General features: G+C 66.6%; 24 protein-coding genes. 19 read left to right on the plus strand and 5 right to left on the minus strand.

The features are described from left to right. From A5658_RS26375 to A5658_RS26400, 5 genes are all read left to right on the plus strand, one after another. A complete protein-coding gene (locus tag A5658_RS26375) occupies positions 1–1,134 on the plus strand; it encodes an alpha/beta hydrolase (RefSeq protein ID WP_067342358.1) in 1,134 nt (377 codons plus the stop codon). Beyond that, positions 1,110–2,075, plus strand: a complete 966-nt coding sequence (locus tag A5658_RS26380) for a 2-hydroxyacid dehydrogenase (protein ID WP_197503231.1) — start codon at positions 1,110–1,112, stop codon at positions 2,073–2,075. Before A5658_RS26375 ends, A5658_RS26380 begins: the two co-directional genes overlap by 25 nt. 50 nt (positions 2,076–2,125) lie before the next feature. Further along, a complete protein-coding gene (locus tag A5658_RS26385) occupies positions 2,126–4,324 on the plus strand; it encodes an acyl-CoA dehydrogenase (RefSeq protein ID WP_067342360.1) in 2,199 nt (732 codons plus the stop codon). Between the two features lie 1,144 nt (positions 4,325–5,468). Further along, the gene (locus tag A5658_RS26395) at positions 5,469–5,792 is read left to right on the plus strand and encodes a hypothetical protein (RefSeq protein WP_067342364.1); all 324 of its coding nucleotides are present in this window, start codon (positions 5,469–5,471) and stop codon (positions 5,790–5,792) included. 36 nt (positions 5,793–5,828) lie between these two features. Further along, complete coding sequence (locus A5658_RS26400) at positions 5,829–6,341, plus strand: DinB family protein (RefSeq protein ID WP_067342366.1); 513 nt, start codon at positions 5,829–5,831, stop codon at positions 6,339–6,341. A gap of 1 nt (position 6,342) precedes the next feature. On the opposite strand, the gene fadD2 is transcribed toward A5658_RS26400, so the two are convergent. Next, on the minus strand, positions 6,343–8,031 hold the full coding sequence (fadD2, locus tag A5658_RS26405; protein ID WP_067342519.1) for a long-chain-fatty-acid--CoA ligase FadD2: 1,689 nt from the start codon (positions 8,029–8,031) through the stop codon (positions 6,343–6,345). A 66-nt stretch (positions 8,032–8,097) separates the two neighbouring features. Between fadD2 and ligD the strand changes: the two genes are divergently transcribed. The 6 genes from ligD (at position 8,098) to A5658_RS26435 (ending at position 12,999) form a co-directional block, all read left to right on the plus strand. After that, positions 8,098–9,327: a non-homologous end-joining DNA ligase gene (gene ligD / locus A5658_RS26410; protein WP_067342368.1), complete on the plus strand. Its 1,230-nt coding sequence runs from the start codon at positions 8,098–8,100 to the stop codon at positions 9,325–9,327. An 18-nt stretch (positions 9,328–9,345) separates the two neighbouring features. After that, positions 9,346–10,338, plus strand: a complete 993-nt coding sequence (locus tag A5658_RS26415; RefSeq protein WP_067342370.1) for an ABC transporter substrate-binding protein — start codon at positions 9,346–9,348, stop codon at positions 10,336–10,338. Then, positions 10,299–10,946, plus strand: a complete 648-nt coding sequence (locus A5658_RS26420; RefSeq protein ID WP_067342521.1) for an allophanate hydrolase subunit 1 — start codon at positions 10,299–10,301, stop codon at positions 10,944–10,946. Before A5658_RS26415 ends, A5658_RS26420 begins: the two co-directional genes overlap by 40 nt. A 3-nt stretch (positions 10,947–10,949) precedes the next feature. After that, complete coding sequence (locus tag A5658_RS26425) at positions 10,950–11,855, plus strand: 5-oxoprolinase/urea amidolyase family protein (protein WP_067342372.1); 906 nt, start codon at positions 10,950–10,952, stop codon at positions 11,853–11,855. Between the two features lie 21 nt (positions 11,856–11,876). Further along, positions 11,877–12,422, plus strand: a complete 546-nt coding sequence (locus A5658_RS26430) for a GNAT family N-acetyltransferase (RefSeq protein ID WP_067342374.1) — start codon at positions 11,877–11,879, stop codon at positions 12,420–12,422. Positions 12,423–12,558: 136 nt separating this feature from the next. Beyond that, the gene (locus A5658_RS26435; protein WP_067342376.1) at positions 12,559–12,999 is read left to right on the plus strand and encodes an Hsp20/alpha crystallin family protein; all 441 of its coding nucleotides are present in this window, start codon (positions 12,559–12,561) and stop codon (positions 12,997–12,999) included. Positions 13,000–13,047: 48 nt separating this feature from the next. Here the strand turns inward: A5658_RS26435 and A5658_RS26440 are convergent, their stop codons facing one another. After that, positions 13,048–13,563 carry a hypothetical protein gene (locus A5658_RS26440; protein WP_067342379.1) on the minus strand — a complete coding sequence of 172 codons (516 nt, stop codon included), beginning with the start codon at positions 13,561–13,563 and terminating at the stop codon, positions 13,048–13,050. A 50-nt stretch (positions 13,564–13,613) separates the two neighbouring features. On the opposite strand from A5658_RS26440, the gene A5658_RS26445 reads away from it, so the two are divergent. The 6 genes from A5658_RS26445 (at position 13,614) to A5658_RS28575 (ending at position 18,367) form a co-directional block, all read left to right on the plus strand. Next, on the plus strand, positions 13,614–14,129 hold the full coding sequence (locus tag A5658_RS26445; RefSeq protein ID WP_067342381.1) for a helix-turn-helix domain-containing protein: 516 nt from the start codon (positions 13,614–13,616) through the stop codon (positions 14,127–14,129). A 96-nt stretch (positions 14,130–14,225) separates the two neighbouring features. Then, entirely contained in the window at positions 14,226–14,522 is a 297-nt protein-coding gene (locus tag A5658_RS26450) for a hypothetical protein (protein WP_067342383.1), read from the plus strand. Between the two features lie 77 nt (positions 14,523–14,599). Further along, the gene (locus A5658_RS26455; RefSeq protein WP_067342385.1) at positions 14,600–15,430 is read left to right on the plus strand and encodes a hypothetical protein; all 831 of its coding nucleotides are present in this window, start codon (positions 14,600–14,602) and stop codon (positions 15,428–15,430) included. 41 nt (positions 15,431–15,471) lie between these two features. Next, the gene (locus A5658_RS26460) at positions 15,472–17,397 is read left to right on the plus strand and encodes a fumarate reductase/succinate dehydrogenase flavoprotein subunit (protein WP_067342387.1); all 1,926 of its coding nucleotides are present in this window, start codon (positions 15,472–15,474) and stop codon (positions 17,395–17,397) included. Next, on the plus strand, positions 17,397–18,143 hold the full coding sequence (locus A5658_RS26465; RefSeq protein ID WP_067342389.1) for a succinate dehydrogenase/fumarate reductase iron-sulfur subunit: 747 nt from the start codon (positions 17,397–17,399) through the stop codon (positions 18,141–18,143). The genes A5658_RS26460 and A5658_RS26465 overlap by 1 nt, the downstream gene beginning before the upstream one ends. A 62-nt stretch (positions 18,144–18,205) precedes the next feature. Beyond that, a complete protein-coding gene (locus A5658_RS28575) occupies positions 18,206–18,367 on the plus strand; it encodes a hypothetical protein (RefSeq protein ID WP_197503232.1) in 162 nt (53 codons plus the stop codon). An 11-nt stretch (positions 18,368–18,378) separates the two neighbouring features. Here the strand turns inward: A5658_RS28575 and A5658_RS26470 are convergent, their stop codons facing one another. Next, positions 18,379–18,867: a flavin reductase family protein gene (locus A5658_RS26470; protein ID WP_067342391.1), complete on the minus strand. Its 489-nt coding sequence runs from the start codon at positions 18,865–18,867 to the stop codon at positions 18,379–18,381. Between the two features lie 40 nt (positions 18,868–18,907). Beyond that, positions 18,908–19,921, minus strand: coding sequence for an isopenicillin N synthase family oxygenase (locus A5658_RS26475; protein ID WP_067342393.1), 1,014 nt, complete (start codon positions 19,919–19,921; stop codon positions 18,908–18,910). A 191-nt stretch (positions 19,922–20,112) separates the two neighbouring features. On the opposite strand from A5658_RS26475, the gene A5658_RS26480 reads away from it, so the two are divergent. After that, a complete protein-coding gene (locus tag A5658_RS26480) occupies positions 20,113–21,948 on the plus strand; it encodes an acyl-CoA dehydrogenase (RefSeq protein ID WP_067342395.1) in 1,836 nt (611 codons plus the stop codon). A 209-nt stretch (positions 21,949–22,157) separates the two neighbouring features. Here the strand turns inward: A5658_RS26480 and A5658_RS26485 are convergent, their stop codons facing one another. After that, the gene (locus A5658_RS26485) at positions 22,158–23,504 is read right to left on the minus strand and encodes an acetyl-CoA C-acetyltransferase (RefSeq protein WP_067342397.1); all 1,347 of its coding nucleotides are present in this window, start codon (positions 23,502–23,504) and stop codon (positions 22,158–22,160) included. Between the two features lie 121 nt (positions 23,505–23,625). On the opposite strand from A5658_RS26485, the gene A5658_RS26490 reads away from it, so the two are divergent. After that, entirely contained in the window at positions 23,626–24,978 is a 1,353-nt protein-coding gene (locus A5658_RS26490) for a 3-oxoacyl-ACP reductase (RefSeq protein WP_067342399.1), read from the plus strand. Positions 24,979–24,980: the final 2 nt, after the last annotated feature.

Genomic DNA, 24,980 nt, shown 5'->3' on the forward strand with positions numbered 1-24,980 from the left:
GTGACTCGTACCGCCGGCACCCCCGGAGTCGTCCGCGAATTCATCGGTCTGCCGTCGCCGACCGGCCGACGTGCCGGCGCGGGCGGGCACCCCTGCCAAGGGCTGTACTACCGCGGGGTCGGACGGAAACCGAAGGTTGCGGTGATCGCCGCCCACTACCAGATCGACTTTTCCGAGCACTACCTTGCCGACTACCTGGCCACCCGCGGCATCGGATTCCTCGGGTGGAACACCCGCTTCCGCGGATTCGAGAGCAGCTTCCTGCTGGATCATGCGCTGGTCGACATCGGCGTCGGGGTGCGCTGGCTGCGTGATGTCCAGGCCGTGGAAAAGATTGTGCTGCTTGGCAATTCCGGCGGCGGCTCGTTGATGGCCGCCTACCAGGCGCAGGCCAGCGACCCACATGTGACGCCGGTGCCCGGCATGCGGCCCGCGGCCGGGCTGACCGAGCTGCTGCCGGGCGACGGCTATGTGACCAGCGCGGCCCACCCCGGCCGCCCCGATGTGCTGACCGCCTGGATGGACGGCGCAGTGGTCGACGAGAACGATCCGGTCGCCACCGACCCCGACCTGGATCTGTTCGACGAACGCAACGGACCGCCTTACTCGCCGGACTTCCTGACGCGCTACCGCTCGGCGCAGGTTGCGCGCAACCATGCGATCACCGACTGGGTCGAGACCGAGCTGAAACGGGTTCGGGCCGCGGGCTTTTCGGATCGACCGTTCACCGTGATGAGGACGTGGGCCGATCCGCGTATGGTCGACCCGACGATCGAGCCGACTCAGCGTCAGCCCAACATGTGTTACGCCGGGTTGCCCGTCAAGGCCAACCGGTCGGCGCACGGCATCGCCGCGGCCTGCACGTTGCGCAGCTGGCTGGCGATGTGGAGCCTGCGCACCGCCCAGACCCGGGCGGAGCCGCATCTGGCCCGGATCAAATGTCCGGCGCTGGTGATCAACGCCGACGCCGACACCGGCGTCTTCCCATCGGACGCCCAGCGCATCTACGATGCGCTGGGCAGCACCGACAAATCCCAGTGCTCGATCAACACCGACCACTATTTCACCACGCCTGGTGCGCGCAGCGAGCAAGCTGACACGATTGCCAAATGGATTGCCAAAAGGTGGCGCTGAGGGTACTCGCTCACTTCGTTCCCGGTCCGAAGGTGCTGAATTTCCTTGCGCCGGAGGCTGATTGGCTCGACATTCGTTGGTGTGACGACGACGAGACGTTTTACCGCGAGTTACCCGAGGCCGACGTGATCTGGCATGTGCTGCGGCCTCTTTCCGAGAGCGACGTGGCTCGCGCCACCCGCGCCCGTCTGGTGCACAAATTCGGGGCCGGGGTAAACACCATCGACGTCGATGCGGCCACCAAGCACGGCATCGCGGTGGCAAACATGCCCGGGGCCAATGCGCCGTCGGTCGCCGAGGGCACCGTGCTGCTGATGCTGGCCGCCCTGCGTCGCCTGCCGGCGCTCGATCGCGCCACCCGCGACGGCCGCGGTTGGCCGTCGGATCCGGAGCTGGGCGAGACCGTCCGCGACATCGGCGGCTGCACCGTCGGGCTGATCGGCTATGGAAACATCGCCAAACAGGTCGAGACCATCGTCGCGGCGATGGGCGCCACGGTGTTGCACACCAGCACCGGCGACGACGGGCTAGCGGGCTGGCGACCGCTGCCGGAACTGCTGGCCGCCAGCGACATCGTCTCGCTGCACCTGCCGCTGACGGACGACACCGCCGGGCTGATCGACCGGGCCGCGCTGGCCGGCATGAAACCCGGTGCGGTATTGGTCAACACATCGCGGGGTGCGATCGTCGACGAGGTCGCGCTGGCCGATGGGCTGCGCGACGGCCGGTTGGCCGCGGCCGGACTGGACGTCTTCGGCGTCGAACCGGTACCGCCGGACAACCCGCTGCTCGGGCTGGACAACGTGGTGCTCACGCCGCACGTCACCTGGTACACGGCAGACACCATGCGGCGTTATCTGGTCGAGGCCGTCGCCAACTGCCGTCGACTTCGCGACGGGCAGCCATTGGCCCATGTAGTCAACCAACCCACCGGTTGTTAGCTTGGAAGTCGAGCCGTCACCGGCCCCGGGAATTCCAAGGAAGGCGACCAATGCCGATCGCAATCAACCCTGAGCATCAAGACCTGGCCGACTCCGTGCGGTCCCTGGTGGCGCGGGTAGCGCCGTCGGAGGTCCTCCACGCCGCGCTGGAAACACCGATCGACAACCCGCCGCCGTATTGGCAAGCCGCGGCCGACCAAGGCCTGCAGGGCCTGCACCTCGCCGAATCCGTTGGCGGACAAGGGTTTGGCATCCTCGAGCTGGCCATCACGCTCGCCGAATTCGGCTACGGCGCCGTTCCGGGGCCGTTCGTGCCGTCCGCGATTGCCAGTGCACTGATCTCGGCCCACGACCCTGACGCCAAAGTCCTGGCCGACCTGGCCTCCGGCGCCGTCATCGCCGCCTACGCGCTGGATTCGGGTCTGACCGCGACGTCGCATGGCAATTCCCTGGTGATTCGCGGCGAAGCCCGCGCCGTGCCCGCCGCGGCCCAGGCGTCGCTGCTGGTGTTGCCGGTGGCGATCGACAGCGGCGAAGAATGGGTGGTGCTGCCGGCCGACCAGCTCGAGATCGAACCGGTCGCCAGCGTCGACCCACTGCGGCCGATCGCACATGTGCGCGCCAACGCCGTCGAAGTCTCCGACGACGTCGTGCTGAGCAACCTCGACGCGGTCACCGCGCACGCGCTGATCTCCACGCTGTTGTCGGCCGAGGCGATCGGCGTCGCGCGGTGGGCCACCGACACGGCTTCCGAATACGCCAAGATCCGCGAGCAGTTCGGCCGGCCGATCGGCCAGTTCCAGGCCGTCAAGCACAAGTGCGCCGAGATGATCGCAGACACCGAACGCGCCACCGCTGCGGTGTGGGATGCGGCCCGCGCCGTCGACGAGGCCCGCGAGAATGGCTGGGACACCGAGGGTTCCAAGGTCGAGTTTGCCGCCGCAGTGGCGGCGACACTCGCGCCGGCCGCCGCGCAGCGCTGCACCCAGGACTGCATCCAGGTGCACGGCGGCATCGGGTTCACCTGGGAGCACGACACGAACGTGTACTACCGACGGGCGCTGGTGATTGCCGCCGGCTTCGGGCGAAAAGCCACGTACCCCCAGCGCGTGGTCGACACCGCCACCAAGACCGGGATGCGCGCCCTGGACATCGACCTGGATCCCGACACCGAGAAGCTGCGCGCCGAGATCCGCGCGGAAGTGGCCGGGCTCAAGGAGATTCCGCGCGAGGAACGCAACACCGCGATCGCCGAGGGCGGGTGGGTGCTGCCCTATCTGCCGAAGCCGTGGGGGCGTGACGCCAACCCGGTCGAGCAGATCGTCATCGCCCAGGAGTTCAACACCGGGCGCGTCCGGCGCCCTCCGATCGGCATTGCGGGGTGGATCGTGCCGTCGATCGTCGCGTTCGGCACCGAGGAGCAGAAGCAGCGCTTTCTGCCGCCGACGTTCCGCGGCGAAATGGTCTGGTGCCAACTGTTTTCCGAGCCGGGCGCGGGATCGGACCTGGCCGGGCTGAGCACCAAGGCCACCAAGGTCGACGGCGGCTGGCGGATCACCGGCCAGAAGATCTGGACCACGGCGGCGCAGTTCTCCCAGTGGGGCGCGCTGCTTGCCCGCACGAACCCAAGCGCGCCGAAGCACAACGGCATCACTTACTTCCTGCTCGACATGAAGAGCGAGGGCGTCGAGGTGAAGCCGCTGCGTGAGCTCACCGGCGGCGCGATGTTCAACACCGTCTTCATCGACGACGTCTTCGTCCCGGACGAGTTGGTCCTTGGCGAGGTCGACCGCGGCTGGGAGGTCAGCCGTAACACGCTGACGGCAGAACGGGTTTCGATCGGCAGCAGCGAGGCGCCATTCCTGGCGAGTTTGGACCAGTTCGTCGATTTCATCCGCGACGGGCAGTTCGATCAGATCGCGCAGAACCGCGGCGGCCAATTGATCGCCGAGGGCCATGCCGCCAAGGTGCTCAATCTGCGTTCGACATTGCTGACGCTGGCCGGCGGGGACGCGATGCCCTCGGCGGCCATCTCCAAGCTGCTATCGATGCGGACCGGCCAAGGCTATGCCGAATTCGGAGTGTCCTCGTTCGGCACGGACGGCGCGATCGGCGACCCCGAGCAGCTGTCCGGGAAGTGGGCCGAATACCTGCTGGCGAGCCGCGCGACCACGATCTACGGCGGCACGTCGGAGGTGCAGCTCAACATCATCGCCGAGCGACTGCTGGGGCTGCCGCGCGATCCCTAGGCCAACACTGGCGAAAAGTTCACGCCGACCTGACGGAGCTCAGATCGGCGTGAACGGCTACGGGTCGGGGGCGGCCGGCCTCGTTTGTCCAAGAACGAGGCCGGCCTATTCCCCCTGGTTATTTGGGGGCTCACCACCAGCCGTGGTGTGGGCCCCAAAAGCCTGGATTGCCCCAGAAGCCGGGATGAGCCCAGCCCCAGCCAGGCGGACCCCAGCCAGGCGGGCCCCAGCCACGCGGGCCCCAGCCAGGAGGGCCCGGGGGGCCGTGCCATCCGTGGCCCCAGCCGGCAGGCCCCGGGCCGCCGTGCCATCCGTGTCCCCAGCCGCCAGGGCCGCCGTGACCCCAACCGCCAGGGCCAGGACCGCCATGGCCGCCGCCCCAGCCGTGGCCCCCGCCGCCACCGGGCCTAAGCGGGACGCCATGGGGGCCGGACATCTGGAAGCTGGTACCGGAAACGGGCGGTGGGGCCGCCTGGGCGATGGGCGTGCTACCGAAAAGCATTGCGCCTGCCACCGCGCCTGCGCCGACTGCGCTAGCGGCGGCGCGGCGGACCGAAGAGAGTGAAACAGACATCTTGGGTGCTCCTCCGTCGTCTAGTGACTGACACCAAGAACGCTAAGTTTCGTTCCTTAGCAAATCCTGAATGGCGTTGCTATTTTGCCTGAGAATGTATCTCCTGGTTGTGACCAGCTAATGTATACGATAAGTCACTTCAATACTGAAAAGCGCTATTCATAGTTTCCTACCTTCAGGACCTCCTGAAGGTAGGATCTACTACTTTCAGTAACCACTGATGTCGTCGATAATACCTGGACAATGACGTTTTGACGGCCTACTGACATCAGTAGATCCGTGGATACTCCGATCAGGATTTACGCCTTTACATATTCCAGTAGATACATATAAAACGCGATTCGACATCTCCGTTCAGCGAATGAAGCCTGTGCGCTATTAATATATCGGATTCGCATCGAAATTGATCGACAGCAACCTCACTCGATGAGGCCGTCACCATCCCCGCGCTCTCGGCGTCACGCTGAGCGCCAGCACCGCGCGGCGTGCCAGCGCTGCACACAGGCCCCCGGGCCGACATACTTAACTCCTGAACTACTGAAAGCCCCGCAATCGAAGGTCGTCAGCCGCATGGACCCCAGCTCGCCCTCTTTCCGAGCCAAGCCGCCCTCGCGTGCCGAGGGCTCGGCGCAGACCGAACGCTTACCGAGCATCCGGAAGAACAACCACCTTCAGAAGCCCGAGCAACCGTCGCGCGCCCAGCGGACCCGGCGCACCGTCGACCTCTCCCCCGCCACCCACCGGGCCCTCGACATTTGGCAGCGCGACGCCGCCGACCGGCTCGGCTATGCGCGGGTCACCGGACAGGAAGTGATCAGCGCGCTGATCGAACTGCTGTTGCGGGACCCGAAGCTGTCCGCCGAAGTGACCCGGAGCATCCGCGAGCGACGCTGAGATCGACCGCCGGCCGAGAGTGCTACCTTCGGCCGCATGGCAGAGACGCAGCGGCCCGATCGTCGCGAACACGCAGTATCCGGCGAACGCGCCACGCTGGAAGCCTTCCTCGACGACTACCGAGACATCCTGGTACGCAAGGTTTCCGGTCTCTCCGACGCCGACGCCCACCGCCACCTCGTCCCGTCGCCGACCACCGTCGGGGGGTTAGTCAAACACCTGCGCTGGGCGGAATACGGCTGGTTCGAGCAGTTCCTGCAGGGACGGCTCGACGACAACCGTCGCACCCATGAGCGCTCGTGGGAATTCGAGCTTCAGTCCGACGAATTCCTGCCCACCCTGATCGCCGAATACCAGGCGCAGTGCGCGGAATCCCGTCGAATCGCCGCGCGATATTCGTTGGACCACGAGCTCCGGCATGGCCGGCTCGAGACGACGGTGTCGCTGCGCTGGATCTACCTGCACATGATCCAGGAGACTGCCCGCCATACCGGTCAGATCGACATCCTGCGCGAACAGCTAGACGGCGCAACGGGTTTCGACGGCTGAGCTACTCGGCGTCGATCTCGCGCAGCTCGCGCTTGAGGATCTTCCCGGTGGGGTTACGCGGGAGTTCGTCGAGGAAGATCACTTCGCGCGGCACCTTGTACTTCGCCAGCTGGTCCCTGACGTGCTTCTTGACGGCGTCTTCGTCGAGGTCCGCGCCACCCTTCTTGACGACGAATGCGCGCAGCCGGTGACCCCACTCCTTGTCCTCGACGCCGATTGCGGTGGCCTCCAACACATCTGGGTGTCCACTGATGCAGTCCTCGACTTCCGCGGGGAACACGTTCTCGCCGCCCGAGACGATCATCTCGTCGTCACGGCCACTGACATAGAGCAGGCCGCGCTCGTCGAAGTAGCCGACGTCGCCGGATGACAGCAAGCCGTCGATGATCTGCTTCTTCCCGCCGCCGGTGTAGCCCTCGAACGGGAAGCTGGTGCCGACGAAGATCCGGCCCACCTCGCCTTGCGGCAACTCCTTGCCGTTGTCGTCGTAGATCCTGACCTTGACGCCCTTGACCGGGGGCCCGGCCGTCGTGGAGTTGAACTTCAGGTGCTCGGGCCCGGCGATCGTGGCGAACGCGATCTCGGTGGATCCATACATGTTGTAGACGACGGGGCCGATGTCCTTGAGTGCCCGCTCGGCAACATCGGCGCCGAGTGCCGACCCCGAAACGAAGATGATCCGCAGGCTGGATAGGTCGGGTTTGTTGTCCATCTTTTCCAGTGCGTCGAGCATCCGCGACAGCATCACGGGCACAACGACAACCGCCGACACTTTGTGTTTCTCGATGTCCTCGAACACCTGCTCGGGCTTGAACTTGCTGTGTAACACCAGCGTCGACCCCAGGAACATGCCGATGGTGGCGTGCAGGAAACCCAGGGCGTGAAACATCGGCGCCGGCAGCGAGGTCACCTCGTTGGCCTTGAACGGCACGTGCGACAGAATGCCGCCGATCGGCGCCAGCGTGGGCGGGGTACTACGGTTGGCGCCCTTCGGGGTGCCCGTCGTGCCGCTGGTCAGGATGATGATCGACGAGCGCTTGCTGGCCTTGGGGGCGGGCGCTCGGCTGTGGGCGGCGACCAAGTCGGCCAGCGTCTCGTCGGAGCTGCCGGAGTCCTCGCCGTCCGGGTTGATGTCCAGCGCGCGCAGCTTGCCCAGCGGTGGGTCGGCCTTGCTGACGTCCTCGCTGTATTCGTCGTCGTAGATGATCAGCTTGGCGCCCTCGCGCTCGGACACCTCCTTGATCTGCGGGCCGGAGAAGGAGCTGTTCAGCAGGATGATCCGGGCCCCCACTCGGGCGCAGCCGAATTCCGCGATGGCGAACCAGCGGTGGTTGCGCGCCAGAATCGCGACGCCGTCGCCGCCTTTCACGCCCTTGGCCAGCAGCCCATGCGCCACCGCGTTAGCCGCCTCGTCGAGCTCCTTGTAGGTCAGCTCGCCGGCGTCGTCGATGATCGCGGCGCGGTCCGGTGTCCGCCGGGCGTTGAATGACGGCAGCATGCCGATCTCGCCCCACTTGGCGATCTCGGCGGCCATCGCCGCGTAGTTCAGTGGGTTCTCCAGCCGGAACGTTCCGGATTCGATGATTTTGCGGAGGTAATGCAGTTCAGACACGCCGCGTGCCAGATACTGTCCGACGGACTGGTGGATCTTGGCGAAGGCCTGCCCGGGCAAATCAATGAGATTAGGCATGTCGTCCACCCTATGTGACGTAGGTCGCACGGCGGTCGGAACGCTGTGCCGAATTAGCATGTGCCCATGGCTCCGGTGTCGCTAAACGTCGGCGGTCGCCAGGTCGAGGTCACCCATCCCGACAAGGTGGTCTTTCCCGAGCGGGATGGGCAGGCCGGCCACACCAAGCTCGACCTGATCCACTACTACCTGGCGGTCGCCGACGGCGCGCTGCGCGGAGTCGCCGGTCGGCCGATGATCCTGAAACGCTTCGTCAAGGGCATCGACCAGGAGGCCGTCTTCCAGAAGCGCGCCCCGGAGAAGCGGCCCGACTGGGTCGACGTCGCCGAACTTCGGTATGCGCGCGGCACCTCGGCGAAAGAGGCGGTCATCCGCGACGCGGCCGGCCTGGTCTGGGCGATCAACTTGGGCTGCGTCGACCTCAACCCGCATCCGGTGCTCGCCGAAGACCTGGAGCATCCCGACGAACTGCGTGTCGACCTGGATCCGATGCCCGGGGTGACGTGGCAACAGATCGTCGACGTCGCGCAGGTGGCCCGCGAGGTGCTCGAGGATCACGGGCTGACCGCCTGGCCCAAGACGTCGGGCTCGCGCGGTTTCCACATCTACACGCGCATCGCGCCGGACTGGTCGTTTCGGCAGGTGCGGCTGGCCGCGCAGACCGTCGCGCGGGAGGTGGAGCGACGCGCCCCCGACTTGGCGACCAGCCGCTGGTGGAAAGAGGAGCGCGAAGGGGTGTTCGTCGACTTCAACCAGAACGCCAAAGACCGCACTGTCGCGTCCGCGTACTCGGTGCGGGCTACCCCGGACGCGCGGGTGTCGACGCCACTGCAGTGGGACGAGGTCGCCGACTGCGACCCCGCCGATTTCACCGTGGCGACGGTGCCGCAGCGCTACGCCGACATCGGTGACCCCTGGGCAGGCATCGGCGAATCCGCCGGTAGTCTCGACCAATTGCTCACGCGTGCAGAGGAACTCGGCCCCGCGGAGAAGGCACCGAAGGGCGCACGCCGCGACGGGTCGGGCCGACGTCAATCGGTGATGCCGCTGATCGAGATCGCCCGCACCAAGACCAAGGACGAGGCGATGGCCGCGCTCGACACCTGGCGGGAGCGTCATCCCGCGGCGGCCGAGCGTTTGGAGCCGGCCGACGTACTGGTCGACGGCATGCGCGGACCGAGCTCGATCTGGTACCGGATCCGGATCAACCTGCAACATGTGCCCGACGGTGAGCGGCCGCCGCAGGAGGAATTGATTGCCGACTACAGCCCTTGGACGCACAAGCCGACCCGCTGATCGCGCTAGGCTCACGCCGTGGACCAGCAATGGAATCGCCGGAGCTTCCTGAGCGCCGGCGCGGCTGCGGGCCTACTCGCCCTCGCGGGCTGCTCGCGGGACAAGGCGCCGTCCGCGGCGACCGGTGGCGGCAGTGGCAACGGGCCGGTCACCATCTCGCACGCCTTCGGTGAGACGACGATCGCCAACCCACCCAAGCGGGTGGTCAGTGCGGGCTTGACCGGGCAGGACGACCTGCTGGCACTCGGGGTCATCCCCATCGCGGTGACCAACTGGTTCGGCGATCAGCCATTCGGGGTGTGGCCGTGGGCCCAGCCCAAACTTGGCGGCGCCAAACCCGTTGTCCTGAACCTGGACAACGGAATTCAGGTCCACGAGATCTCCGGGCTGAAACCCGATTTAATCGTCGCCAGCGACGCCGGCCTGGATCAGGACAGCTATCAGAAGCTGGCCGCGATCGCCCCGACGCTGGCCCAGTCCGACGGCGACGCGTTCTTCGAACCGTGGAAGGACCAGGCGAAAGCCATCGGCCAGGCGGTCTTTCAATCCGGCCAGATGGACGCGCTGATCAACGGAGTCGACAAGGGCTTCACCGCCGTCGCGGACAAGTACCCGCAATTCAAGAACAAGCGGGTGTTGCTCCTACAGGGCACATTGCACGACGACCAAGTGGTCGCGACCACCGGCTGGCAGACCGACTTCCTCAAGCAGATGGGCCTGGGCCTTCCCGAAAGCCTCGCCGCGTTGGCCGTCGACCAGCAACGCGCGTTCATCCCCCGCGACAAGGTCAAGTCCGTGCTCGCCGACGCCGAACTGTTGATCTGGACGACCGAAAGCGAGGCGGACCAGGCCGCCCTGCTGGCCAATCCCGATGTGGCAGAGCAGCGTTCGCGCAGCGTGTTCACCACCAAGGAGCAGGCTGGAGCCATCGCCTACGCGTCACCGCTGAGTTACCCGCTGGTGGCCGACCAATTACCGCCGCTGATCGCCAACGCCCTACATTCAGTGTGACTGCCCTCGACTACGGAGACCAAGCGCTTCTGCTGCAATTCGACAGCACCGCAGAGGTTTTGGCGTGGGCGGCCGTTCTGCGCGACGCCGCGATACCCGAGGTGCTCGACGTGGTCCCGGCCGCGCGCACCGTGCTGCTCAAACTCGACGGCCCCGGCCGGCAGGGGGCCGTTCGCCGTCGGCTCCAGAAGCTGGACGTGGGAAGTTACGCCAAGCCGACCACGGCGGGCGAGCCGCTGGTGATCGATGTCGTCTACGACGGCGACGATCTCGCCGAGGTGGCCGAACTCACCGGACTGACCAGGGAAGAGGTGGTCGACGCGCACACCGCCCAACCCTGGACCGTCGGATTCTGTGGCTTTGCACCGGGTTTCGCGTACCTGGTCGGCGGGGACCCACGCCTGGCCGTGCCGCGTCGCCCGGAGCCACGCCCCGCCGTCCCGGCCGGAGCCGTCGGATTGGCCGGCGAATTCACCGGAATCTATCCGCGCCGCTCCCCCGGCGGATGGCAACTGATCGGTCGCACCGACGCGGTGCTGTGGGACATCGATCGACCCGACCCGGCGCTGCTGACACCGGAGGCCCGGGTCCGATTCAGGGCGGTCTAACCGATGACCACCCTGGAGATTCTGCGGACCGGACCGCTGGCGCTCGTGCAGGATCTCGGTCGGGTCGGCCTGGCGCACCTCGGCGTCACCCGCTCCGGAGCGGCGGACCGCCGTGCGCACACGCTGGCCAATCGTCTGGTGGCCAACCCCGACGACCGCGCCACCATCGAGGTGACCATGGGCGGATTCGCGGCACGCGTCCGCGGCGGCGACGTCGACATCGCGGTGACGGGGGCCGACACCCACGCCATCGCCGGCTCAACGATGTTCGGCGCCAACAGTATTCAGCATGTCTGCGACGGTGATGTGATTTCGCTGGGCGCCCCCGAGTCCGGGCTGCGCACATATCTGGCGGTACGCGGCGGCATCGACGTGTTGCCGGTGCTCGGTTCACGTAGCTACGACGTGCTCTCGGGTATCGGCCCGCTGCCGCTGCAACCGGCCGACGTCCTGCCGGTCGGGCAACATACCGAGGACTATCCCGAACTCGAGCAGGCCCCGGTTGAGGCGATCTCGAACCAACTCGTCGACCTGCTGGTGGTGCCCGGGCCGCGTGACGACTGGCTCGCCGACGCCGACGCCTTGGTGCACACCGTCTGGATGGTTTCCGACCGCAGCGACCGGGTGGGCATGCGACTCCAGGGGCGTCCGTTGACCCATCGCAACCCGGGCCGCCAATTGCCCAGCGAGGGCACGGCCCGCGGCGCAATCCAGGTGCCGCCTAACGGATTACCGGTCATCCTGGGCCCCGATCACCCTGTCACCGGTGGCTACCCGGTGGTGGGTGTGATCGCCGACCGCGACATCGACACGATCGCTCAGCTGCGCCCCGGCCAGCCCGTTCGCCTGCACTGGTCTCGCCCGAGATCCATAGCAACTTCTGTGCCGACTCCGGTAGCGAGGGCCTAGGCGAACTGGTAGACCAGCAATGTGCCCACCCTGGTTCACACCGCTCGCCTGGTCCACACCTCCGATCTGGAAATTGACGCGCGACAGCGCGCCCGCGACATGGTCAGCGAGGCGTTCGGTGGCGACTTCACCGACACCGACTGGGAGCACGCGCTGGGCGGCATGCACGCCCTGATCTGGCATCACGGCGCGATCATCGCGCACGGCGCGGTCACCCAGCGGCGTCTGCTCTACCGCGGGGCCGCGCTGCGCTGCGGCTACGTCGAAGCTGTTGCCGTGCGCGAGGATTGGCGCGGGCAGGGACTGGCGATCGCGATACTCGACGCGTGCGAGCAGGTAATCCGCGGTGGTTACCAGCTCGGCGCGCTGAGCTCTTCGGACCGCGGCCGGCGGCTGTACACACTGCGCGGGTGGCTGCCGTGGCGCGGGCCCACGTCGGTGCTGGCGCCCAGTGGGCCGACCCGAACGCCCGCCGACGACGGCTCGGTGTTCGTTTTACCGCTCGGGATCGATCTCGACCCCACCGCGGCGTTGGCCTGCGATTGGCGCGACGGCGACGTCTGGTAGGCGCGGACCACCACCGCCGCTGGGCCGCTGTTCGCTGACGGCGAACTCTCGGCCGGAACTTTAGCGTGGTCGACTCAAGTTTGTCTGGGTAGATGCCGGCAGAGCGTCGGCACCCACACAGCACGAGGAGACACAGATGAGCAACCTGACGTTGTGGTCGCGCCCGGCATGGGATGTCGACCGCTGGCGACGCGAATTCTTCGGACCGGCCGCGGCGACCGACTGGATCAAGCCGGTTGCAGCCGGTTTCAGCCCGGCCGCTGAGATCGTCAAGGACGGCGAGGACGCGGTGGTACGGCTCGAACTCCCGGGCGTCGACGTCGAAAACGACGTCAATGTCGAGGTCGAGCACGGCCGCCTGGTGATCCACGGCGAGCGTCGCGACGAGCACGCCGAGGAGAAGGATGGCCGCACGCTCCGCGAGGTGCGCTACGGATCCTTCCGCCGCTCGTTCCAGTTGCCCGCGCACATCACCGGCGACGCCGTAACGGCGTCCTACGACGCCGGCGTACTGACCGTCCGGGTCGCCGGCGCCCACGCCGGAACCCAGGCGCAGCGCATCGAGATCAGCAAGTAGGTGCACTCGAATCCGGTGGAGCCCAACGGCTTCACCGGATTCGGCCTGTCAGCCGAACGCCTGCCCGACATCGACCCCGATGACCTTGAGCAGGTTCGCCACCTTGCGGTCGAGGTCGACGCCGACCGCGGCCACCTCGGCGCTGCCGAGACTGCCGAACGCCGGGCCGGGCTGGTCCATCGTGAAGATCGCGTTGCCGTCGGCATCGCCGTGAACCAGCATCCGCAACGGCGCGTACAGCAGGGCCTTCGGGTCGTGCCGGAACATCGTCTCGGCGATCACGTGGTTGCCGATCAGATACTCGATCGCCGGAGTCTGATGTCCGGCGATGTCGAAGAATCCGCGCCCATCGATCTTGGCGTAGACCATCAAGTCGTGCGGCGCGTTGGCGGCCGCGGCGGCGCGCACGTCGTCCCAATTCCCGCCGGCGGCCCGGATGCGCTCCAAAGCCGTTCGGTCGACCGGCGGTGCCGCTTCCTCCAGCGCCGCGACGAACTGTTCGAAAGGAATGCCGGTCTCGATGTCGACGCGGGTCATGCCGTGCGGTTGCGTGTGAAAGGCCATGGCACGAGTTTATGGTTCGGTCAATGAACCTGCAAGGGTAGGATCGGTACGTGGCCCTACCGCGTGAATACACCGCCGAGATTTGCCCGATCGCGCGCACCCTCGAGGTCGTCGGCGAGCGATGGACGCTGCTGGTCGTCCGTGACGCGTTCTACGGGGTGCGGCGCTTCACCGACTTCCGCACACATCTGGGTATGCCGAAAGCCGTTCTCGCTGAACGGCTTTCGCTCCTGGTCGACGAAGGAGTGCTGGACAAGGTCCCCGGCGACAGGGGTCGCGACGAATATGTGTTGACCCCGAAGGGCCGGCGCCTGTGGCCGACGATCTGGTCGCTGGTCAGCTGGGGCAACGAGAACTACGTCGAGCAGGCGCGGCGGCGCAGCTACCGGCACGCGGACTGCGGCGGCGCGATCGGGCCAGACCGTCGGTGTTCGTCGTGCGGGGAATCGCCGGACGTGGCCGACATCGTCGTGCATCCGCCGCGGCGGCCGCGCGACCGCCACGATCCTGTCAGCGAAGCCCTGCGTCGACCGCACCGGATGCTGGAGCCGATCCACCCGGGATGACCCCGCGACACGTGATCTGTCTCACGCCGGCGGCGCGCGCTGGATAGTATGGAGCCGTACTGTGATCCATGACACCTTCGCCTCCAGGGAGATCCGTTGTCCAGCACTACCGAACTGGCCGAACTGCACGACCTCATCGGCGGCTTGCGGCGGTGCGTGAGCACGCTGAAGTCGCGCTACGGCGACAGCCCCGCGGTGCGCCGCATCGTCATCGACGCCGACCGCCTTCTCGGCGACATCGAATTACTTGACACCGATGTTTCCGAATTCGACTTAGCGCGTGTCACAGTGCAGCAATCCAGCGAAAAGATCGCCATTCCCGATACCGATTACGACCGCGACTTTTGGCGCGACGTCGACCACGAGGGAGTCGGCGGCCACCACCGGTCCTGAAACCCAAGCCCGCCGGATTTCCGGGGGCTGGAGATGTGTACTCTTCGACGAACAGCCCGTTCGAAGAGGAACATTTGATGAGCGCACCCACGGCGAACCGCCCTGCGTCCGGTGTCTTTTCACCCACGCGAGCACACATCGACCAGCGCACGCTGCGCACCGACCGGTGGTGGATGTCGCCGCTGCGAATTGACTTGGGATTCGCCGCATTTGTCATTTACGCGACATTCCGTGCGTTCCAACAGAATTACTTCTTCGTTCCGAAGTACCACATGCTGACGCCGTTCTACTCGCCCTGCCTCAGCACGGCGTGCACCGACGGTGCCAGCGACTTCTGGCCGCAGATCCTGCCGCACGTCTGGTGGCTGCCGTTCGCGGCGCTGACGCTGCCGTTCCTGCTGCTGTTCCGGCTGACCTGTTACTACTACCGCGGCGCCTACTACCGCACGGTGTGGCAGTCGCCGACCGCATGCGCGGTGGCCGAGCCCCGGGTGCACTACAGCGGTGAGACGAAGTTCCCGCTCATCGTGCAGAACACCCACCGGTACTTCTTTTACATCGCCGGGATCATCTCGATCATCAACACCTACGACGCGATCGTCGCGTTCCACTCCGACAGCGGCCCCGGCGGATTCGGTTTCGGCCTGGGCAACGTGATCATGGTCGTCAACGTGATCATGCTGTGGGTCTACACGTTGTCCTGCCACTCATGCCGGCACGTCACCGGCGGGCGGCTCAAGCACTTCTCCAAACACCCTGTGCGGTACTGGATTTGGACGCAAGTCAGCAAGCTGAACACCCGGCACAAGCTGTATGCCTGGATCACCCTCGGCACGCTGATGCTCACCGACTTCTACATCGCCCTCGTGGCCGGCGGCGCCATTCCCGACCTGAGATTCATTGGCTGACAAGCTGATTCACGGTAATCAAAGAGTTTAGTGAGGTTGGAATGACTGAGGTCGAACGGCACTCCTACGACGTAGTCGTCATCGGTGCCGGGGGCGCGGGTCTACGCGCGGTCATCGAGGCGCGGGAACGCGGTCTCAAGGTCGCCGTGGTGTCGAAGTCGCTGTTCGGCAAGGCCCACACGGTGATGGCCGAGGGCGGCTGCGCCGCGGCGATGGGCAACACCAACCCGAAGGACAACTGGAAGACCCACTTCGGCGACACCATGCGCGGTGGCAAATTCCTGAACAACTGGCGGATGGCCGAGCTGCACGCCAAGGAAGCCCCCGACCGGGTATGGGAGCTGGAGACTTACGGCGCGCTCTTCGACCGTCTCAAGGACGGCAAGATCAGCCAGCGCAACTTCGGTGGACACACCTACCCGAGACTGGCGCACGTCGGTGACCGCACCGGCCTGGAGCTGATCCGCACCATGCAGCAGAAGATCGTCTCGCTGCAGCAGGAAGACTTCGCCGAGCTCGGCGACTACGAAGCGCGGATCCAGGTGTTCGCCGAGACCACGATCACCGAGTTGATCAAGGACGGCTCAGAAAATGGGGGGCGGATCGCCGGAGCCTTCGGCTATGTCCGCGAAACCGGCAAGTTCATCTTGTTCGAGGCGCCCGCCGTGGTGCTGGCCACCGGCGGTATCGGCAAGTCATTCAAGGTCACCTCGAACTCGTGGGAGTACACCGGCGACGGCCACGCGCTGGCGCTACGCGCGGGCGCGACGCTGATCAACATGGAATTCGTCCAGTTCCATCCGACCGGCATGGTCTGGCCGCCCAGCGTCAAGGGGATCCTGGTCACCGAGGGTGTGCGCGGCGACGGCGGAGTGCTGAAGAACTCCGACGACAAGCGGTTCATGTTCGATTACATCCCGCCCGTGTTCAAGGGTCAGTACGCCGAGTCCGAGCAGGAAGCCGACCAGTGGCTCAAGGACAACGACTCGGCCCGTCGCACCCCCGACCTGCTTCCCCGTGACGAGGTCGCCCGCGCGATCAACTCCGAAGTCAAAGCCGGCCGCGGCACCCCGCACGGCGGTGTCTATCTCGACATCGCCTCGCGGTTGACGCCCGAGCAGATCAAGAAGCGACTGCCGTCGATGTACCACCAGTTCAAGGAGCTGGCCGGGGTCGACATCACCAAGGAACCGATGGAAGTCGGGCCCACCTGTCACTACGTGATGGGTGGCGTCGAGGTGGACGCCGACACCGGCGCCGCGACGGTTCCGGGCCTGTTCGCCGCCGGCGAGTGCTCCGGCGGCATGCACGGCTCCAACCGGCTGGGCGGCAACTCGCTGAGCGACCTGCTGGTGTTCGGTCGTCGCGCCGGGCTGGGCGCCGCCGACTACGTGCGGGGGCTGACCAACCGCCCGAAGGTGGCCGAGGACGCCGTCGACACCGCCGCCAAGCGGGCGTTGGCACCCTTCGAGACCCCGGCCGGCGGCGCGGCGGAGAACCCTTACACGCTGCAGCTCGAGCTGCAGCAGTCGATGAACGACCTGGTCGGCATCATCCGCAAATCCGAGGAGATCACCGAGGCCCTCGGCCGGCTCGAGCAGCTGCGCGAGCGGTTCAAGCACATTCACGTCGACGGCGGTCGCGAGTACAACCCGGGCTGGAACCTGGCCCTCGACCTGCGCAACCTGCTGCTGGTCAGCGAGTGTGTGGCCAAGGCCGCGCTGGAGCGCACCGAGAGCCGTGGCGGGCACACCCGCGACGACCACCCGGGGATGGACCCGTCGTGGCGCAAGGTGCTGCTGGTCTGCAGCGCCAGCGGCGACGACCCGATCGTCCCCGACGTCTCGGTGACCCGCAAAGACCAGATCCCGATGCGGCCCGACCTGCTCGAGGCGTTTGAGATCTCGGAATTGGAGAAGTACTACACCGACGAAGAGCTGGCCGACCACCCAGGACGGAGAGGCTGATGAGCTACAACGCAACCCTGCGGGTATGGCGCGGCGACGAGGCCGGCGGCGGCTTGCAAGACTTCACCGTCGAGGTCAACGAGGGCGAGGTGGTCCTGGACATCATCCACCGCCTGCAGCAGACCCAGACGCCGGACCTGGCGGTGCGGTGGAACTGCAAGGCCGGTAAGTGCGGCTCGTGTTCGGCCGAGGTCAACGGAAAGCCACGGCTGATGTGCATGACACGGATGTCGACCTTCGCCGAGGACGAAGTGGTGACCGTGACGCCGATCCGGACCTTCCCGGTGATCCGTGACCTGGTGACCGACGTGTCGTTCAACTACGAGAAGGCCCGCGAAATCCCGTCATTCGCGCCGCCGAAGGATCTGCAGCCCGGCGAATACCGGATGCAGCAGGAGGATGTGGAGCGTTCTCAGGAGTTCCGCAAGTGCATCGAATGCTTCCTGTGTAACAACGTCTGCCACGTGATCCGTGACCACGAGGACAACAAGGAGAACTTCGCGGGCCCGCGCTATCTGATGCGGATCGCGGAGTTGGAGATGCACCCGCTGGACACCCGTGACCGGCGCGACGAAGCGCAGGAAGAGCACGGCCTCGGCTATTGCAACATCACCAAGTGCTGCACCGAAGTCTGCCCCGAGAGCATCCACATCACCGACAACGCGCTGATCCCGATGAAGGAGCGCGTCGCCGACCGCAAGTACGACCCGGTCGTGTGGCTGGGCAGCAAGCTTTTCCGCCGATAAGCCGGGTGTGAAGTCGCCGCCGATCCGCGTACCGTCGGGTACAAGCGGAAAGGCGGTGACCAATGACGATCCGAAAGCCCACCAGCGTCAACGAGATTCGCACGGCCATCAGCGAGTTGACGGCGCGCGCGGAGCTGGCTCACAAAGAAGGTCGCGACGACGAGGGCGCCGAAATCGAGCGCCGAATCCAGGCTTATCGCGAGGAGCTCGGCCGGCGTCCCTAGTTGGATTGCCCCTAGACGCCGAGGCGTCGAAACACGCTGCGGTGGAACACGATCGGCGCGACATCAGGGTCGACCCGGACGTCGCTGACCCGCAACACGACGATCGTGTGGTCTCCGGCGGGAATGAGTTGTTCGATCGCCGTCTCCATCCAGAGGCTGGTGCCGTGGATAAAGACCGCACCGCTGCTGTAGGACACGGTTTCCAGGTCGGCGAAGCGATCGCCGGTCTTGGCCGCCAGGGCGCGCGCGGCACCGTCGTGTGACTCGCCCAGCACGCTGATGCCCAGGGCCGCGGCATCCTTGAGTTTGGGCCACGTCGTCGAGGTGTTCTGCACGCAGAACGAGACCAGCGGCGGATCCAGCGATACCGGGACGAACGTGCTGGCGGCCAGGCCCTCCCGGACCCCGTTGATTTCGGCGGCGATGGCGATGATGCCGGACGGGAAATGACCAAAGGCCTCGCGCAGAGAGGTGGGCGTCAGCTTGTCAGGTGTATTCACCGGGATTCACTCGCGTCGACGGGATTTCGTAGTGCCGACCCTACCTGTCGGGCGTTACAGCTTTCGCGCTGCCCGTCACGTAGCCGTGGGCGGCCGCAACGTCTGGATGCGCCCGCAGCCTGCTCTTCCAGGCATTGCGCCCGTACACCGGGTGGATGGGGTCTGACGGGTCCGTGCGCCGCTGCGCCCGTCGCGCCAACTCCGTCGGCAGCGACAGTGTCGGGATCTGCGCGTCCAGTCGCGGGTTGAAGAAGTAGGGCACCGAGATCCGGCCGGCTGAGCGCCGCAGGTTGACCCGGTGTTCGGTGGCGCGCAGATAGCCGCCGGTCGCGATTTCAAGCAGTTCACCGATGTTGACGATGAACGCCCCGTCCCGGGCGGGCACGTCGACCCAATCGCCGTCGCGTCCGCGCACCTGCAACCCCTGACTGTCCGGCTCCGCAAGCAGCAGCGTGAGCACGCCCGAGTCGCGGTGTGCGCCTACGCCCTGCGAGGTGGCAGCGGTCGCCGGATAGTGCACGATCTTGATCAGGGTGGCGGGCGCCCCGGCGAACGCGGCGTCGAAGATCCCCGCCGGACTGCCCAGCGCCGCGGCCCAGTGCCGCAGCAGGGTGCGCGAAAGCTCGCTCAGCGCCGCGTCCCACTCCGCGACGACGCCCGGTAACTCCGGCAGACCGGCCGGCCATTGGTTGGGGCCCTGCAGCCACAGATAATCGGGCCGGCCGGGGCCACCGACCGGCTCGCGCTCCGGGCCGATGTCGATCTGCTCGCGCCAATCCACCTCGCCGCGGGTCAGTTCCCCGCCGAGCCGGGTGTAGCCACGAAAGTGCGGACTGCGAACCATCGCGATCGCGTCCTTGTCCGCCTGCGGCAGCGCGAAGAGTTGTCGCGCCGCGCCCAGCAGCCGGCCGACGAGCGAGTCCGGGACCCGGTGGCCCGTCAGGTAGAAGAACCCGACCTCGTGGGCCACCTCCCGCAGCTGCGTCCTCAGTTGGACGGCAGGGTGGCGTAGGTCCACTTCCGGGAGTGTCGTGACACTTCGCACAGTCACCATCGTATTGATCGTTGCCGCAGGTAGAAGGGCGTGCCACCATCCGGATCGCCGTGAAGCCAACTGGTTGGTTGATATTTAGCTCACAGTGGCTTGCAACTGGTTACTCGCCGGTATAGTTTAGCCGTGTTACTGGTGGGTAACTTAGCCCAAGTACCCAACCTAGAAGTGGCGTTCTCATCGAGGAGGAACAAGTGAGCCACTATAAGAGCAACGTCCGCGACCAGGTATTCAACCTGTTCGAGGTGTTGGGAATCGACAAAGCATTCGGTGAAGGCGACTACGCCGACCTGGATGCCGACACCGCCCGTGAGATGCTCACCGAAATGAGCCGACTGGCCGAGGGGCCGGTCGCCGACTCATTCGTCGAGGGTGACCGCAATCCCCCGGTGTTCGACCCGGAGACACACTCGGTGAAGCTCCCCGAGGCGTTCAAGCAGTCGGTGCACGCAGTCATCGAGGGCGGCTGGGACAAGGTCGGCCTGGACGAAGAACTCGGCGGCATGCCGATGCCCAAGGTGATGCTGTGGGCGCTGCACGAGCACCTGCTCGGCGCCAACCCCGCCGTCTGGATGTACGCCGGCGGCGCGGGATTCGCCCAGATTTTCTACAACCTGGCCACCGAAGAGCAGAAGAAGTGGGCCGTGCTGGCCGCCGAGCGCGGCTGGGGCTCGACCATGGTGCTCACCGAGCCGGACGCCGGTTCGGACGTCGGTGCCGGCCGGACCAAGGCCATCCAGCAGGATGACGGCTCGTGGCACATCGACGGGGTGAAGCGGTTCATCACCTCGGGTGACTCCGACGACATGTTCGAGAACATCTTCCACCTGGTGCTGGCACGCCCCGAGGGCGCCGGTCCGGGCACCAAGGGTCTCTCGCTGTTCTTCGTGCCGAAGTTCCTGTTCGACTTCGAGACCGGCGAGCCGGGCGAGCGCAACGGCGTCTTCGTCACCAACGTCGAGCACAAGATGGGCCTGAAGGTCTCCGCGACGTGTGAGCTCACCTTCGGCCAGCACGGCGTGCCGGCCAAGGGCTGGCTGGTCGGCGAGGTGCACAACGGCATCGCGCAGATGTTCGAGGTCATCGAGAACGCCCGCATGCTGGTCGGCACCAAGGCCATCGCGACCCTGTCCACGGGTTACCTGAACGCGCTGGCGTACGCCAAGGAGCGGGTGCAGGGCGCCGACCTGACCCAGATGACCGACAAGACCGCGCCGCGCGTGACCATCACGCACCACCCGGACGTGCGTCGCAGCCTGATGACCCAGAAGGCCTACGCCGAGGGTCTGCGTGCGCTGTACCTCTACACCGCGACCTATCAGGACGCGGCGGTCGCCAACGCGCTGCACGGTGTGGACGCCGATCTGGCGGTCAAGGTCAACGACCTGATGCTGCCGATCGTCAAGGGTGTCGGCTCGGAGCAGGCGTACGCCAAGCTCACCGAGAGCCTGCAGACCTTCGGTGGGTCCGGCTTCCTGCAGGACTACCCGATCGAGCAGTACATCCGTGACGCCAAGATCGACTCGCTCTACGAGGGCACCACGGCCATCCAGGCGCAGGACTTCTTCTTCCGCAAGATCGTCCGCGACAAGGGTGTGGCGCTGGCCCACGTGTCCGGGCAGATCGAGGAGTTCATCAAGAACGAGTCCGGCAACGGTCGCCTGAAGGCCGAGCGGGCGCTGCTGTCCACCGCCATGGAGGACGTGCAGGCGATGGCCGCGACGCTGACCGGCTACCTGATGGCCGCCCAGGACGACATCTCCAGCATCTACAAGGTAGGCACCGGCTCGGTGCGCTTCCTGATGAGCGTCGGTGACCTGGTCATCGGCTGGCTGCTGCAGCGTCAGGCCGCGGTCGCCTTGGAGGCGCTCGACGCCGGCTGCAGCGACGCCGACCGCTCGTACTACGAGGGCAAGATCGCCGTGGCGTCGTTCTTCGCGAAGAACTTCCTGCCGCTGTTGACCAGCACCCGTCAGGTGCTGGAGACGATCGACAACGAGATCATGGAGCTCGACGAAGCGGCGTTCTGATCAGCTAGACAGCAAAATCCCCCCGCCTCCATTGAGGCGGGGGGATTTTGTCATCGGGACACAAAAGGGGCCGCCGCGGGATCCCCTCGTTCCGTGGCGGCCCCGGCTCGAGGACGCCCCGCGCTGCCATCGGGTCGGGGGTCTGACGACAACACGGAGCGTTCCGACCCGATGGCTACCCGCCGCTTGACGTGGCTAAACGACGGCCGTCAGGCCTCCAGGATGGCTGCGACGCCCTGGCCGCCCGCCGCACAGATCGAGATCAGGCCCCGCACCGGCTTACCGCCATTGGCGGCCTTGGCCTCGTGCAGTTGCTTGGCCAGCTGGGCCAGGATCCGCCCGCCGGTGGCGGCGAACGGATGCCCGGCCGCCAGCGACGAGCCGTTGACGTTCAGCTTCGACCGGTCGATGGACCCCAGTGCCGCGTCCAGGCCGAGCCGTTCCTTGCAGTACTCCTCGGACTCCCACGCCTGCAGGTGGGCCAGCACGACGGACGCGAAGGCCTCGTGGATCTCGTAGAAGTCGAAGTCCTGCAGGGCGAGCCCGTTGCGGGCCAGCAGCCGCGGCACGGCGTACGTCGGCGCCATCAGCAGTCCGTCGGCGCCGTTGACGTAGTCGACGGCGGCCGTCTCGGCGTCGACCCAGTAGGCCAGCGGAGTCAGCGAACGCTCGGCGGCCCACTCTTCGGTTGCCAGCAGCGCCACCGACGCGCCGTCGGTCAGCGGCGTCGAGTTACCCGCGGTCATCGTCGCGTCGCCGGCCTTCACGCCGAACACCGGCTTGAGCTTGGCCAGCTTTTCCGCCGACGAGTCCGGCCGCAGGTTGTCGTCGCGGTACAGGCCCAGGAACGGGGTGACCAGGTCGTCGAAGAAACCGCGATCGTAGGCCGCCGCCATGTTGCGGTGGCTGGCAGCGGCCAGCTCGTCCTGGTCGACTCGCTTGATGCCCATCTGCTTGGCGGTGATCGCCTGGTGCTCACCCATCGACAGCCCGGTGCGCGGCTCGCTGTTCACCGGGATCTCCACGCCAAGGCTGGCCGGCAGCTTGCCGGCCAGCTTCAGCCGGTCGACGTTCGACTTGGCGCGGCGCAGCCCGAGCAGGGTGTGCCGCAGGCTGTTGCCCAGCGCGATCGGCGCGTCGGAGGTGGTATCAACTCCTCCTGCCGCCGCCACCTCATAGCGGCCGGCGGCGATGCCGTCGGCGGCGGCAATCGCCGCTTGCAGCCCGGTGCCGCAGGCCTGCTGCAGGTCGAAGGCCGGGGTGTAGGACGACAGCGCGGAGCCCAGCACACATTCGCGGATCAGGTTGAAGTCACGGCTGTGCTTGAGCACGGCGCCACCGATGACCGCGCCGAGGCGCTCGCCGGACAGGTTGAACCGGTCGACCAGCCCGCCGAGGGCGGCGGTGAACATGTCCTGGTTGGACGCCTCCGCGTAGGCGCGGTCCGACCGCGCGAACGGGATCCGGTTACCTCCCAGCACCGCAACGCGTCGCTTGGGGGCGGTCGCCTGGGAACTTGCAGAGGCGCTTTCAGCTGAGGCGCTTTGAGAGGGCACGCTTATCTCCGTCAATTGATGGTTATCCGGTGTTGGGAGCCATCTTACCCACTGTTCTTACTCTGGAGTAAGTTAGCTCTCGGCTACCGTACAGATACCCGACAGCACGAAAGGCAACCCAGTGGCACCCGATCTATTCTCCCAAGTCGTCAACTCCGGGCCCGGTGCATTTCTCGCCAAGCAACTCGGCGTGCCCCAGCCCGAGAAGCTGCGGCGTTATCGGGCAGGTGAGCCACCGCTGGCCGGGTCCCTGCTGATCGGCGGTGACGGCCGGGTGGTCGAGCCGCTGCGGACGGCGCTGGACTCCGACTACGACGTGGTGGGCGCCAATCTCGGTGGGCGCTGGGCGGATTCGTTCGCCGGGCTGGTATTCGACGCAACCGGCATCACGGCGCCTGCCAAGCTGACCGCCCTGCACGAGTTCTTCACGCCGCTGATGCGCAACATCGGCCACTCCGGCCGCATCGTCGTCGTTGGCACCACGCCGGAGGAGGCGGAAAGCGTCGACGAGCGGATCGCCCAGCGTGCGCTGGAGGGCTTCACCCGCTCGCTGGGCAAGGAGTTACAGCACGGTTCCACCGTCTCGCTGGTCTACCTGTCCCCGGACGCCAAGCCTGCCGCCACCGGCCTGGAGTCGACCCTGCGGTTCCTGCTGTCGGGAAAGTCGGCCTACGTCGACGGTCAGGTATTCCATGTCGGCGCGGCTGATTCCGCCCCGGTCAAGGACTGGGACCGGCCGCTGGACGGCAAGGTCGGCATCGTGACCGGCGCCGCCCGCGGCATCGGTGCAACGATCGCCGAGGTGTTCGCGCGTGACGGGGCCCGCGTGGTGGCCATCGACGTGGACTCCGCCGCCGACGCGCTGGCCGAGACGGCCACCCGTGTCGGCGGCACGGCGCTGACGCTCGACGTCACCGCCGACGACGCCGTCGACCGGATCACCGAGCACCTGCGCGAGCACTACGACGGCCACGCCGACATTCTGGTCAACAACGCCGGGATCACCCGCGACAAGCTGCTGGCCAACATGGACGACGCGCGGTGGAACTCGGTGCTGGCCGTCAACCTGCTTGCGCCGCAACGACTTGCCGAGGGCTTGGTCGACAACGGCAGTATCGGCGAGGGCGGCCGGGTGGTCGGTCTGTCGTCGATGGCGGGCATCGCGGGCAACCGCGGGCAGACCAACTACGCCACCACCAAAGCCGGCATGATCGGGCTGACTCAGGCGCTAGCGCCGAAGTTCGCCGAGAAGGGCGTGACGATCAACGCGATCGCCCCCGGCTTCATCGAGACCAAGATGACCGAGGCCATCCCGCTGGCCACCCGTGAGGTGGGTCGCCGGCTCAACTCGCTGTACCAGGGGGGCCAGCCGGTCGACGTCGCCGAGGCGATCGCCTACTTCGCCAGTCCAGCCTCAAACGCGGTGACGGGCAACGTCATTCGCGTCTGCGGCCAGGCATGGCTAGGGGCGTAGTC

Source organism: Mycobacterium sp. 1245111.1 (assembly GCF_001673405.1).
GTDB lineage: Bacteria > Actinomycetota > Actinomycetes > Mycobacteriales > Mycobacteriaceae > Mycobacterium.